The sequence below is a fragment of the Sedimentitalea nanhaiensis DSM 24252 genome (assembly GCF_000473225.1).
Classification (GTDB): domain Bacteria; phylum Pseudomonadota; class Alphaproteobacteria; order Rhodobacterales; family Rhodobacteraceae; genus Sedimentitalea; species Sedimentitalea nanhaiensis.
Map to the genome: position 1 here is coordinate 1,409,414 of NZ_KI421509.1, position 13,358 is coordinate 1,422,771.

Sequence of the window (13,358 nt, forward strand, 5' to 3'; positions counted from 1 at the left end):
CTTTTACAATATCTTGCATTTCGCGCGACGTGAAATTCACGGGCTGAGACGCTGAATGCGCCAGTTTTCGCCTGTTGCGGCCCTATGCCAAGCGAACCGATCGTGCAAGCGAAAGGCGCCGTCAGCCCAGAATTCTATGTGACTTGGCGTAATCCGATACCCCCCCCAGAACGGCGGCCGCGCCGGGTTGGTGCCATGACGCGCAGTCACCTTCGCCACCTCGGCCATCAGAACGGACCGACCGCTCAGGGGCTGCGACTGCTTGGAGGCCCAGGCCCCCAGACGGCTTTTCAGCGACCGCGAGGCATAATAGGCATCGGCCTGCGGCCCGTCCTCCTTGCCGATCACGCCGCGCACCCGGATCTGGCGGCGCAGCGATTTCCAGTGCATCACAAAAGCCGCCTTGCCCGCGCCGTCCAATTCCCGTGCCTTCTGGCTCTCGTAATTGGTGTAAAAGACAAAGGCATCGGCCTCGATCTCTTTCAGCAGCACCATCCGCGCATTCGGCAACCCGTCGGCGTCGACCGTGCTCAGCGCGATGGCATTGGCATCGTTGGGTTCGGCCCGCTCCGCATCGGACAACCAGCGCCGGGCAATCTCGAACGGATCGTCACCTGCAAAAATTCCATCTCTGTCACCCATAACACCCCCTGAGGTTGAATTCGGCGTTCCTGCCCGGCCACAGGCCGCAACAAGCCCTTCACCGCCCTTGATGCAGTCAGGTCAATCGCCTAAAGGTCAAGGCCTGAATGCGATAAGGCGAGGAATTTTTGATGTCAAATCAGCTTATGGCTGGCAAGCGTGGCCTGATCATGGGTCTTGCCAATGACAAATCGATCGCCTGGGGGATCGCCAAGGCGCTGGCCGATGCCGGGGCCGAACTGGCGTTCTCCTACCAGGGGGATGCCCTGAAGAAACGTGTCGATCCGCTGGCCGAACAATTGGGCAGCCAGATCGTCCTGCCCTGCGATGTCGCAGACGAGGCCTCGATCGAGGCGCTGTTCGCCGAACTCAAGGCCCGGTGGGGCACGATGGACTTCATCGTCCATGCCATCGGCTTTTCCGACAAGGGCGAATTGCGCGGCCGCTACGTCGACACCAGCCGCGCCAATTTCCAGCTGACCATGGACATCTCGGTCTATTCCTTCACCGCCGTGGTGCACCAGGCTGAAAAGATGATGAACCCCGGCGGCTCCTGCCTGACCCTGACCTATTACGGCGCCGAACGGGTGATGCCGCATTATAACGTCATGGGCGTGGCCAAGGCCGCACTCGAAGCCTCGGTGCGGTATCTGGCCGAGGATCTGGGCAAGGACGGTATCCGCGTCAACGCCATCTCGGCCGGCCCGATCAAGACCCTCGCCGCCAGCGGCATCGGCGATTTCCGCTATATCATGAAATGGAACGAGTATAATTCACCGCTGCGCCGCAACGTGACCATTCAGGATGTCGGCGGCTCGGCGCTGTATCTGCTGTCGGATCTGGGCGCGGGCACCACCGGCGAGGTGCTGCATGTGGATGCGGGCTATCACGTTGTCGGCATGAAGGCGGTGGACGCCCCGGACATGACCAAAGGCTGACCCCGGTGATCGAACCGGCCCATCTCATTGCATTCAATCTGGTGCTGCTGGCCTCGATGGCCAGCCCAGGGCCGGCCCTGCTGCTGGCCCTGCGCACCACGCTGGTGCAGGGGCCGCGCGCCGGCATCGCCACCGGGGCCGGGCTGGGGCTGATTGCCGCCTGCTGGACCGGCGCGGGCCTGCTGGGGCTGAAGATCGCGTTCGATCTGTTTCCCTGGGCCTATGTCACCATCAAGACGGTCGGCGCGTTCTACCTGCTGTGGCTTGCCATCGGCATGTGGCGCGATGCGCGCAATCCTCTGCCCGAGGCACCGCTGAAACAGGGCCGCGCCTTTCGCACCGGCGTTCTGGTGAACCTGGGCAACCCGAAATCCGTGTTGTTCGCCTCGGCGGTGCTGGCGGTGATCTTTCCCCCCGACCTGCCGCTGGCCGCCAAGGGGCTGATCGTGCTCAACCATCTGGGGGTCGAACTGATCGTCTACACCGGTTTTGCACTGCTGCTGTCAACCGCCCCCGCGCGGCGCGCCTATCTGAGTGCCAAGACCATTCTGGACCGTATCGCCGCCGCTGTCCTGGGCGCGCTCGGCATACGGTTATTGCTGGATCATTAACCCGAAAGGTGCCCCCATGACCGCCAAGGAAACCGGCAAAGACCCTGGCCGCCTGCCCCATGAAAAGGGCTTTCACATCAGCTGGGACCAGATCCACCGCGACAGCCGGGCGCTGGCCTGGCGTCTGGATGGCGAAGGCCCCGACGACGGCGGTTGGCGCGCGGTCGTGGCCATCACCCGTGGCGGCATGGCCCCGGCCATGATCGTCAGCCGCGAGCTGGACATACGCACCGTCGATACCATCAGCATCAAATCCTACGATCATCAGGCCCAGTCCGAGACCAAGGTACTTAAATCGCCGGATACCGACCTGATGGGCGACGGCACCGGCATCCTGATCGTCGACGACCTGGTGGACAGCGGCAAAACGCTCGAAGTCGTGCGCTCCATGTACCCAAAGGCGCATTTCGCCACCGTCTACGCCAAACCCAAGGGCCGTCCGATGGTGGACACTTTCATCACCGAGGTCAGCCAGGACACCTGGATCTTTTTCCCATGGGACATGGCCCTGCAATATGTCGAGCCCTATCGGGGCACCGACTGATCCGCGACCTTTGCGCCGTCACCGGGGTTCGATCCGGCCACGAACACGCCAACTTTCGCCCAAAGGTTCAACATGACCCACAGCCGCACGCAATCCACCTTCCAGTCGCCGATCGTCGAAACCAAAGGCTGGCTCGACGGTATTGACCATCCGGCCGACCGCCCCCTGATGCTGGTGTCACAGGCCGCCCCCGTGGCGCCGCCCCCGCCCGAGCTGCGTCGGGCCATTGCCGACCTGATCCTGACCGACGACGAAACCCACCTGTACGGCCCGGTGCTGGGCCTGCCCGGCCTGCGCAGCGCGCTGGCCGCACAGATCGCCGGTCTCTACGGCGGGCCGGTGCGCGGTGCGCAGGTGGCGATCACCTCGGGCTGCAATCAGGCCTTTGCCGCCGCCATCGACGCGCTGACCAATCAGGGCGACGAAATCATCCTGCCGACGCCGTGGTATTTCAATCACAAGATGTGGCTGGACATGGCGGGGGTGCGCGCCGTGCCGCTGCCGGTTCAGGCCGACATGGTGCCCGACCCGGACCAGGCGGCGGCGCTGATCACCGACCGCACCCGCGCCATCGTTCTGGTCACCCCCAACAACCCAACCGGAGCGGAATATCCCGCCGATCTGGTCCGGGCCTTCTACGAACTGGCAAAATCGCGCGGACTGAAACTGCTGGTCGATGAAACCTATCGCGATTTCGACAGCCGGACCGGGGCGGCGCACGATCTGTTCACCGACCCCGACTGGGCCGACACGCTGCTGCATCTCTATTCCTTTTCCAAAGCCTATCGCCTGACCGGCCACCGGGTGGGCGCGCTGCTGACCTCGGAGGCGCTGATGCCCGAGGTCGAGAAATTTCTCGACACCGTTACCATCTGCCCGGCGCAGATCGGCCAGCATGCCGCGCTGTGGGGCATCCGCAACCTGCAGGACTGGCTGGCGGGTGAACGGGCCGAAATTCTGGCACGCCGCGCCGCGATTCACGACGGCTTTCCGGTTCTGGCCGATCAGGGCTGGAAACTGGCCGGTCTGGGGGCCTATTTCGCCTATGTGGAACACCCCTTTGACATGCCGTCGGACCATCTGGCCCGCCAGATGCTGCGCGACGCCAGCGTGCTGGCCCTGCCCGGAACCATGTTCACCCCTTCCGGGGATGCCGCGGGCCAACGCCATCTGCGCATCGCATTTGCCAATCTGGACCGCGCCGGCATCGCCACCCTGTTTCAGCGCCTCTCGGGCCTGCGTTATTAGCCACCGCTTCACGTCTTGCCCCCCCAAGGTCCGCGTCGTAGACAAGGCAGCGAAAAACCGGGCAGTTCATTGCCAATTCAGGGGGTATCATGGCCGCAGGCGTAAAAAGTTTCTCCAAGACCTTTGTCTGGATCATCCTGGCATTGCTGATCGTCGGGCTGGCCGGCTTTGGGGCCACCAACCTCAGCGGTACGGTGCGCACCCTGGGCCACGTGGGCGATCAGACCATCAGCGTCGACGCCTACGGGCGCGAGTTGCAACGCGAAATCCGCGGCTTCGAGGCCCAGACCGGTCAGACTCTGCCGATGTCGCAGGTTCAGGCGCTGGGGCTGGATCAGGCCGTCCTTTCGCGGCTTGTCGCGCTGGCCGCGCTGGACAACGAGGTTGCCCAGATGGGCCTGTCCGTCGGGGATGCGAACCTGCAAAAGGAAATCCTGGAAATCGACGCGTTCAAGGGGATCGACGGCAGCTTTGACCGCGAATCCTACCGCTTTGCGCTGAACCAGGCCGGGATTGACGAGACCGAGTTCGAAAACGACCTGCGGGCCGAATCCGCGCGCACGCTGGTGCAGGGGGCGATCGTGTCCGGCACCCGCATGCCCGAGATTCTGACCACCACCCTGACCGACTATGTCGCCGCCCGGCGCAACTTTGCCTGGGTCGCGCTGACCGATCAGGATCTTCAGACCCCGATCCCCGCGCCCACCGGGGACGAATTGCGCGCCTATTACGACGCCCATCCCGATCAGTTTACCCTGCCGGAAACCAAACAGCTGACCTATGTGCTGCTGACCCCCGAGATGATCCTCGATCAGGTCGAGGTCGACGAGACCGCGCTGCGCGAGCTTTATGACAGCCGCAGCGCCGAATACCTGCTTCCCGAACGCCGTCTGGTCGAACGGCTGGCCTTTGCCGATGTGGCTGCGGCGTCCAATGCCATGGCCCAGATCGAAGTCGGCGGCGCCACGTTCGAAACCCTGGTGGAACAGCGCGGCCTCGCGCTGCCCGATGTCGATCTCGGCGATGTCACCCGCGACGATCTGGGCGAGGCCGCCGACGGTGTCTTTGCGGCCCAAGTCGGCGATGTGGTCGGCCCGCTGTCCTCGTCGCTTGGCCCGGCGCTGTTTCGCGTCAACGGCACCCTTCAGGCGCGCACCACAACCTTTGAAGACGCCCGCGAAGAGCTGAGCGCCGAACTGGCCGGCGACCGCGCGCGGCGTCTGATCGAAACCCGCGCCAGCAACTTTGACGACCTGCTCGCCGGTGGGGCCACGCTCGAGGAACTGGCGGACGAAACCGATCTGGCCCTGGGCCAGATCGACTGGACCGATGAGTCCGATCAGGACGCCGCCGCCTATGCCGCCTTCCGCGAAGCCGCCGCCGCCGTCACCGACGAGGATTTTCCCGCCGTCGCCTTTACCGAAGACGGCGGCATCTTTGCATTGCGCCTGGACCGGGTTCTGCCGGTGCGCCCCGAACCGTTCGAGGCGGCGCGGGACCGGGTGGCCGAGGCCTGGACCCGGACCCAGACCGAAACCGCGCTCAAGGCACGCGCCGATGCCGTGGTCGCGGATCTGGCGGCAAACGACGATCTGACCGAAACCGGCCTGTCCTTCCGGGTCGAGAACGGGTTGACCCGCACCGCGTTTCTGGACGGTACGCCCGCCGATTTCATGAACCAGGTGTTCGAGATGGATCTGAACGAAATCCGCGTCGTGACCGGTGACGGCGCGGTGCTGATCGTGCGCCTGGATGGTATCCTGCCGCCCGACGACACGCCCGAGCTGGCGCAAATGCGCACGGCCATCGCCGCCCAGCTGGATCAGACCCTGTCACAGGCGCTGTTTCAGGCCTATGCGCGCGACGTTCAGATTCGCTCCAAACCGCAGATCGACCAACAGGCCGTGAACGCGGTGCAGGCAAGTTTCCAGTAAAGGCGGCTCCCCATGGCCCTGACCCCCGAGTTCGACGCTTTCGCCGCCGCCTACGAGGCCGGGCAGAACCAGGTGGTCTATACCCGACTGGCCGCCGATCTGGACACGCCGGTGTCGCTGATGCTGAAACTGACCGGCGCGCAAAAAGACGCCTTCATGCTGGAATCCGTCACCGGCGGCGAGGTGCGCGGGCGCTATTCCATCATCGGCATGAAACCGGATCTGATCTGGCGCTGCCGGGGCGACCGGTCTGACCTGAACCGCACCGCGCGGTTCGACCCCGACGGGTTCACGCCCCTGACCGGCAACCCGATGGACGCGCTGCGCGCACTGATCGCCGAAAGCCGCATCGAGCTGCCCGCCGATCTGCCGCAATCCGCAGCTGGGCTGTTCGGCTATCTGGGCTATGACATGGTGCGGCTGGTGGAACACCTGCCCGACGTACCGCCCGACCCGCTGGGCCTGCCCGATGCGCTGATGCTGCGCCCTTCGGTGGTGGCGGTGCTCGACGGGGTCAAGGGCGAAGTCACCGTGGTCTCGCCCGCCTGGGTCAGCGACGGGCAAACCGCGCGGGCCGCCTATGCCCAGGCCGCTGAACGGGTGATGGATGCGGTGCGCGATCTGGAACGTGCCATGCCCGCCGAAACCCGCGATCTGGGCGAAGCCGCCGAAATCGCCGCGCCGGTCAGCAATTTCAGCCCCGCCGCCTACAAGACCGCCGTGGACACCGCCAAGGAGTACATCCGCGCCGGCGACATCTTTCAGGTGGTGCCGTCCCAGCGCTGGACCCAGGACTTTCCGCTGCCGCCCTTTGCGCTGTACCGCAGCCTGCGCCGCACCAACCCGTCGCCCTTCATGTTCTATTTCAACTTCGGCGGCTTTCAGGTCATCGGGGCCAGCCCGGAGATTCTGGTACGGGTGTTTGGCAACGAGGTCACCATCCGCCCCATCGCCGGCACCCGCCCTCGCGGGGCCAGCCCGGAAGAGGATCGCGCCCTCGAAGCCGACCTGCTGGCGGATAAAAAGGAACTGGCCGAGCACCTGATGCTGCTGGATCTGGGCCGCAACGACACCGGTCGCGTATCCAAAATCGGCACCGTGCGCCCGACCGAGAAATTCATCATCGAACGCTACAGCCATGTCATGCATATCGTGTCCAACGTGGTCGGCGAACTGGCCCCGGACAAGGACGCGCTGGATGCGTTTTTCGCCGGCATGCCCGCAGGCACCGTGTCGGGCGCGCCCAAAGTGCGCGCGATGGAAATCATCGACGAACTTGAGCCCGAGAAACGCGGCGTCTATGGCGGCGGTGTCGGCTATTTTTCCGCAGGCGGCGACATGGACATGTGCATCGCCCTGCGCACCGCCGTGGTGCAGGACCGCAAGCTCTATATTCAGGCCGGGGGCGGCGTGGTCTATGACAGCGACCCCGAGGCCGAGTATCAGGAAACGGTGCACAAATCCAACGCCATCCGCCGCGCCGCCGCGGACGCCGCGCGGTTCACCGGCAACGGCAATCGCTAAGCCCCCTCCCCCGAGATAACACAGGCCGCCGGTTTGCGCCGCCGGCCTGAACTGGTTACCAAACAGACTCCGTCAGCGGCGGCGGCGCATCAGCGCCAGACCGCCCAGACCCGCCAGCAACAGCGAAAGCCCGGCGGGCAACGGAACCGCCGATGGCGCGGGCAGGTCGCTCAGCGCGTCATCCAATTCGGCGGCGCCATAATTCCGCCCGCCGATGTTGAAAACGTCGAAACCGACAAAAGTGCCAAACAGGACGTCGCCTGCCATTTCAAAGGCCAACTCGACGGTGTCGTCAAAAATGTCGACACCGATAAAATCGGCCAGCTCCAACAGCTGGAAAACCACCATGTCGTCGCCCGGACCACCATCGAACACACCATCGTCGATCAGCGACCCCGAAAGGATCGCCGCGATATCGATCACATCATTCCCAGCACCAAAATTGACATCGCCATAGATCAGGCTGTTGCCCAGCAGGTTCAACCGGCTGTCGCCCTGCCCCGGTGCCAGCTGCACCGCCGCCGAGCCGTTGCCGCGCAGCGTGCCGCTGTTGGTCATGGTAATCTCGTTCTGCGCGGCATCGTCGGCCCCAATGGCGTACTGGCCCTCGATCAGGCCCATGTTGACGATCTCCACCGCGCCCGAGGCGCGCACGGGGTTGATCTCGTCGTCATATTGCGGGTCGATATCGATACCGTTTCCAGTATCCAAAATAGCCGAGGTTGACCGGATCACACCGTTCGCGTGGTTGACGATCAGGCCCTCGTCCATGTCGATGCCATCGTCGCTGCCCTGAATCAGCCCGTGATTGTTGACCGTGCCGCTGGCGAATTGCACCCCATCCTCATCCTCGATCAAAAGATCGTTCAGCCTGATGGTACCATGGTTTTCCAGCGTGAAGTCGCCCCGCGCCTCGACCACTTCCTCGCCACCGATCAGATCGCCACGGTTGATCACCGTGGTCCCGAAAGAGCGCAGTTGCAGCGCCCGGCCGTCCCGGGAAAAAATCGTGCCACGGTTCTCGACCCGCGCCCCGGGCGAGCTTTCGTCGGCACGTATGGTCTGGCGTCGCGCGCTGATGGTCGCGCCCGCCCGGTTAAGGACCGTCAGGCCCGAGCCCCCCAGCATTGCGATGCCCCGGTCTCCACTTTCAATGCGCCCGGCGTTGGTGACCGTCATGCCGTCGCCCGATCCGGTGATCGCATAGCCGCCCTTTCCGGTGTCGGTCTGCCGGATGGCACCGGCATTGTCGATCGCCACGGCGTCCCCGCTCAGCGCAACGGCCGTAAATTCCTCGTCATCGCTGACCACCGATGCAGCCGCGTCGATCCGGACCGTGACATTGTTTTCAGCCGACGCCACCGGGGCGCTGTCGGCCTGCGTACAGCCGATCATCCCGGCGGACAGGGTGCAGGTCGCGGCCTGTGCAGAAATGCCGGTGCTCAGAATAAGCGCCATCGCCGATCCGGCGAGAAAAATGGTACGTTTCATCGTCAATCTTTCCGAATTCATCGTCAGTCTTTCCAAATCACATGCCGGCACTGGCCATGTGACCGGTGCCTCACCCCCATGTCATGCCGCATCCTGCAGCGGCACGATCCGGGCCGTGTTAACCATGGTTCATGTCAATTTGTTGACGCTGCAGCCCCCTGCGTCCGGTCGGACCGGGTTTGCGCTGCGCCACATGGCGTATGTACGCCTGCCATACCCGTCAGTCGGTTATCGCGGCCTCTGCAACCGACCGCATCAGCACCGCCGACACCGGAGCCAACGCAACCCGCGCGCCCCGATCCTGCAACCCCCATGCGATCAACGCCCGGACGGTTTCGGGACGCAGCCGCCCCATCATCACCACCGTCCCATCCTGACCCGCGCGCAAAGCGGCCTGATCCAGAAACCGGCGCATGACGTCGGGTGACTGACCGGCCCCGTCAAAGTCACGAAACACCAGCGCGGCAGGCACCCGGTCGCGCAGCGCCAGCTTGTAGGCGGTGTTCAGCCCGCTGGCCCGCATGACCACGCCGCGCCCTGTATTTTTGGCGAAATCAACCACTTGCCCCGAAAGATTTCGATTGCCCTGCAGCCCGGCATCCGGGCCTTCCAGCACTCCGACGGCTTCGGTCAGCCTGTCAAAACCCGCGCTCAGCGACACTTCGGCATCCTGCGCGCTCGCCCCCCGGGGCAGATCCACCAGCGATATCACCTCAAACCCGGCGGACCGGTGGCGCGCCATCCTTTCCACGGCATCGGGCGCTGCCGGATCGATGGCAATGCTCACCGGATAGGGAAACGCCGCCAGCGTATCGACGCCGTCCGCATCGCCGTCGTCGATCAGCACAATCGCCATCAGCGGCTTATCCGCGGCCACATCGAAAGGGGTGGCGAATTGCCGCAATGGGGGCTCAGCCAAAGCGTCTTCCTTCCCGATCGGCTGTCGCTCGGTCAACGGAACAACCCGCTTGCCGACACTGGGACGTGGCGCGCTGTCATCGATCCCGGCCTGCGGCAAGGCGGCTATAGGCGGAGGAGCCGACACCGCGCCGGACTCCACAGGCGGTTCGGGTTCGCGTGGCACGACCACAGATGGCTCTGGTGTATCACCCTCGGTCCCGCCCGCAGGCGTTGTGACCTCGGATGGTTCCGCCGCCGCATTGTCAGATCGTGCGGCACCTTGCACCACAGGATTACCCTCAGGCCGCCCTGCCGAAGCCGTTGCCGCAACAGGCGCGGTCTCGATCTGCGGTGGGGGCATCGCCGCAATCTGGTCCGTCCCGGCGGGGCTTGGGTCAGAGGGCGCCTTGATTTGCGGCGGCTCCGTCGCTCCCATTTCCGCCGCGATACCAAACGCCTGCGGTGCCGTGACCTGAGCGCTCCCATGGCCTCCCGCCACTGCTGGCGGCAGTGCCGCGACACTGTCCCGAACCGGTGCTGCCGGTGGTTTGGTGACGGGATTAGACATCAAAGCGGCTGTGCCACTGGCCGTCGACCTTACGCCGGCCTCGCCCTCTGCCCCGGTCGGGCTGGCGGGTTGCCGCGCCGTGTCCCCGACCTCAGGCCGCCCCGTCGAAGCCATCGCCATCGAAACACGATCATTCACAGTGTCCGGGGCCGGGTCAGGCGCCACCGGTGCCGTGCGTGCCGTCTCGACCATCGCGGGATCCGGTTGCGTGACCGCACTCTGGGTCGCGGCAGCGCCCATGTCCTGCGCCTGGCCGGTGTCGGGTGTGATCTGCGCAATATCCGGCGGCGGGGCCAGAGGTGTCAGGACCGACATTACCGCCACACCCAGCCCGCTGACCACGAGGCCCCAAAACACACCGCTGTAAAATCCGCGCATTGCGCTCTGCCTCTCTGATACCGGGTACGGCAAGCACCGTCTGGGCGGTGTTTTATGCAGGCCCGGAGCCGGTTTGCGCCCTTGACGCTGCCCGGCAACCCTGAACAAGTATGGTCTAACCACTATACCGCGAGGGGGGCACCTGCCTCCAGCCCATATCGAATGTTTGCCCGATGCTGCTGCTGATAGACAACTATGACTCATTTACCTACAATCTCGTACACTATTTAGGCGAGTTGGGGGCCGATGTAACGATCCGGCGCAACGATGCGCTGGATGTGCAGCAGGCGATGGCAATGAACCCTGCCGGAATCCTGTTATCCCCAGGTCCGTGTGACCCGGATCAGGCCGGGATCTGCCTGGCCCTGACACAGGCCGCCGCCGAGACCCGCACCCCGTTGATGGGGGTCTGTCTCGGACATCAGACCATTGGACAGGCCTTTGGCGGCAAGGTGGTGCGCTGCCACGAAATCGTGCACGGCAAGATGGGATCGGTGCGTCATTCCGGCACCGGTGTCTTTGCCGGGCTGCCCAGCCCGTTTCAGGCCACGCGCTATCATTCGCTGGTGGTTGAGCGCGACAGCCTGCCCGAGACGCTGACCGTAACCGCCGAACTCGAGGACGGAACCATCATGGGCCTGCAGCACCGTGACCTGCCGATTCACGGCGTGCAGTTCCACCCCGAATCCATCGCCTCGGAACACGGCCACGCGCTGCTGCAGAATTTCCTGAACGAGCTGAAGGTGTCGGCATGAGCGATACTCTCAAGCCATTGATCGGTGCCGCGGCCGAGCGCCCCCTGACCCGTGACGAGGCCGAGCAGGCCTTTACCATCCTGTTCGACGGCGAAGCCACACCCAGCCAGATCGGTGGGCTGTTGATGGCACTGCGCACCCGGGGCGAGACCGTCGACGAATTTGCCGCCGGTGCCGCCGTAATGCGGGCCAAATGCCACAAGGTCGAAGCACCTGCGGGTGCCATCGACATCGTCGGCACCGGCGGCGATGGCAAGGGCACGCTCAACATCTCGACGGCGACCGCATTTGTGGTGGCCGGGGCGGGCGTTCCGGTGGCCAAGCACGGCAACCGCAATCTCAGCAGCAAATCCGGCGCGGCAGATGCCCTGACCCAGATGGGCATCGACGTCATGGTCGGCCCGCGCGTGGTTGAAAAGGCGCTGAATACGGTCGGGATCGGTTTCATGATGGCACCGATGCACCATCCGGCAATGGCCCATGTCGGACCCAGCCGCGCCGAGTTGGGCACGCGCACGATCTTCAACATCCTTGGCCCGCTGACCAACCCCGCCGGAGTCAGGCGCCAGTTGACCGGCGCGTTCTCGCGCGACCTGATCCGTCCGATGGCCGAAACCCTGGGCGATCTCGGCTCGGAATGCGCTTGGCTGGTGCATGGCAGCGACGGCACCGACGAGTTGACCATCACCGGCGTCAGCTGGGTCGCGGCGCTGGAAAACGGGATCATCACCGAGGTCGAATTGCACCCCGAGGATGCCGGCCTGCCGGTGCATCCGTTCGAGGATATCCTGGGCGGAACCCCGGAACACAACGCCGCCGCCCTGCGCGCCCTGCTGGACGGCACGCGCTCGGCCTATCGTGATGCTGTGCTGCTGAATGCAGCCGCCGCCCTTGTCGTGGCAAGTAAGGCTGACACATTGCGCGACGGCGTCGCGATGGCTGCGACCAGCATCGACAGCGGGGCCGCGCGCGACAAGATCACCGCTTTGGCCAAAATTACCCAGGATTCCGAATGACCGACACCATCCTCGACAAGATCAAGGCCTACAAACTGGAAGAGATCGCTGCGGATCGGGCCGAACACCCCCTGACCGAGGTCGAGGCCGTCGCCCGTGCCGCACCGCCGGTGCGCCGCTTTGCAGAGGCGCTGCAACAGGCCAGCCGTACCGGTTATGGATTGATTGCCGAAATCAAGAAGGCCAGCCCGTCCAAAGGGCTCATCCGCCCAGATTTCGACCCGCCCGCCTTGGCCAAGGCCTATGAAACAGGTGGCGCGACCTGCCTGTCGGTTCTGACCGATACGCCCAGCTTCCAGGGCACCAAGGAGTATCTGACACAGGCCCGCGCGGCTTGCGAACTGCCCGTGCTGCGCAAGGATTTCATGTATGATCCCTACCAGGTGGTCGAGGCGCGCGGCCTCGGTGCGGATTGCATCCTGATCATCATGGCCAGCGTCAGCGACGAACAGGCCGCCGAGCTTGAAGCGACGGCGATGGACTGGAACATGGACGTGTTGATCGAAGTGCATGACGAAGCCGAACTCGGCCGGGCAGCGGCATTGAAATCGCCCCTGATCGGCATCAACAACCGCAACCTGAAAACTTTCGAAACCTCGCTGGATGTGACCCGCCATCTGTCCAAGCTGGTGCCGGGCGGCCGCACCATCGTCTGCGAAAGCGGCCTGAACACGCCTGCCGACCTGTCCGACATGGCCCGCTATGGTGTGCGGGACTTTCTGATCGGCGAAAGCCTGATGCGTCAGGACGATGTGGCGGCAGCCACGCGAGCGCTGCTGGACAGCCCGCTGACACCCGGAGCGATGTGA

12 protein-coding genes are annotated in these 13,358 nt (G+C 64.6%); 9 read left to right on the plus strand and 3 right to left on the minus strand.

Going from position 1 to position 13,358, the window contains the following annotated elements; all coding sequences use genetic code 11:
• Nucleotides 1-36: 36 nt before the first annotated feature.
• Complete coding sequence (gene pdxH, locus NANH_RS0108635) at nt 37-642, minus strand: pyridoxamine 5'-phosphate oxidase (RefSeq protein ID WP_027261668.1); 606 nt, start codon at nt 640-642, stop codon at nt 37-39.
• Between the two features lie 131 nt (nt 643-773).
• Here pdxH and fabI point away from each other — a divergent pair, with 131 nt between their 5' ends.
• From fabI to trpE, 6 genes are all read left to right on the plus strand, one after another.
• Complete coding sequence (fabI, locus tag NANH_RS0108640) at nt 774-1,580, plus strand: enoyl-ACP reductase FabI (RefSeq protein ID WP_027261669.1); 807 nt, start codon at nt 774-776, stop codon at nt 1,578-1,580.
• Nucleotides 1,581-1,585: 5 nt separating this feature from the next.
• A complete protein-coding gene (locus NANH_RS0108645) occupies nt 1,586-2,191 on the plus strand; it encodes a LysE family translocator (protein WP_322786794.1) in 606 nt (201 codons plus the stop codon).
• A gap of 16 nt (nt 2,192-2,207) precedes the next feature.
• Nucleotides 2,208-2,735 (plus strand): xanthine phosphoribosyltransferase, encoded by a 528-nt coding sequence (gene gpt / locus NANH_RS0108650; RefSeq protein WP_027261671.1) that lies wholly within the window; start codon nt 2,208-2,210, stop codon nt 2,733-2,735.
• A 72-nt stretch (nt 2,736-2,807) separates the two neighbouring features.
• Nucleotides 2,808-3,983 carry an aminotransferase gene (locus tag NANH_RS0108655; protein ID WP_027261672.1) on the plus strand — a complete coding sequence of 392 codons (1,176 nt, stop codon included), beginning with the start codon at nt 2,808-2,810 and terminating at the stop codon, nt 3,981-3,983.
• Nucleotides 3,984-4,072: 89 nt separating this feature from the next.
• Entirely contained in the window at nt 4,073-5,917 is a 1,845-nt protein-coding gene (locus NANH_RS0108660) for a peptidylprolyl isomerase (protein ID WP_027261673.1), read from the plus strand.
• 12 nt (nt 5,918-5,929) lie between these two features.
• Nucleotides 5,930-7,441, plus strand: a complete 1,512-nt coding sequence (trpE, locus tag NANH_RS0108665) for an anthranilate synthase component I (protein ID WP_027261674.1) — start codon at nt 5,930-5,932, stop codon at nt 7,439-7,441.
• A gap of 72 nt (nt 7,442-7,513) precedes the next feature.
• Here the strand turns inward: trpE and NANH_RS0108670 are convergent, their stop codons facing one another.
• Nucleotides 7,514-8,932, minus strand: a complete 1,419-nt coding sequence (locus NANH_RS0108670) for a VPLPA-CTERM sorting domain-containing protein (protein ID WP_027261675.1) — start codon at nt 8,930-8,932, stop codon at nt 7,514-7,516.
• A 220-nt stretch (nt 8,933-9,152) separates the two neighbouring features.
• Entirely contained in the window at nt 9,153-10,778 is a 1,626-nt protein-coding gene (locus tag NANH_RS0108675; protein ID WP_036049598.1) for a divergent polysaccharide deacetylase family protein, read from the minus strand.
• A gap of 173 nt (nt 10,779-10,951) precedes the next feature.
• Here NANH_RS0108675 and NANH_RS0108680 point away from each other — a divergent pair, with 173 nt between their 5' ends.
• Genes NANH_RS0108680 through trpC form a run of 3 tightly spaced genes read left to right on the plus strand, consistent with a single transcriptional unit; the run spans nt 10,952 to nt 13,358 of the window.
• The gene (locus NANH_RS0108680; protein ID WP_027261677.1) at nt 10,952-11,533 is read left to right on the plus strand and encodes an anthranilate synthase component II; all 582 of its coding nucleotides are present in this window, start codon (nt 10,952-10,954) and stop codon (nt 11,531-11,533) included.
• Nucleotides 11,530-12,549 (plus strand): anthranilate phosphoribosyltransferase, encoded by a 1,020-nt coding sequence (gene trpD, locus NANH_RS0108685; protein WP_027261678.1) that lies wholly within the window; start codon nt 11,530-11,532, stop codon nt 12,547-12,549. The genes NANH_RS0108680 and trpD overlap by 4 nt, the downstream gene beginning before the upstream one ends.
• Nucleotides 12,546-13,358 carry an indole-3-glycerol phosphate synthase TrpC gene (gene trpC / locus NANH_RS0108690; RefSeq protein WP_027261679.1) on the plus strand — a complete coding sequence of 271 codons (813 nt, stop codon included), beginning with the start codon at nt 12,546-12,548 and terminating at the stop codon, nt 13,356-13,358. Before trpD ends, trpC begins: the two co-directional genes overlap by 4 nt.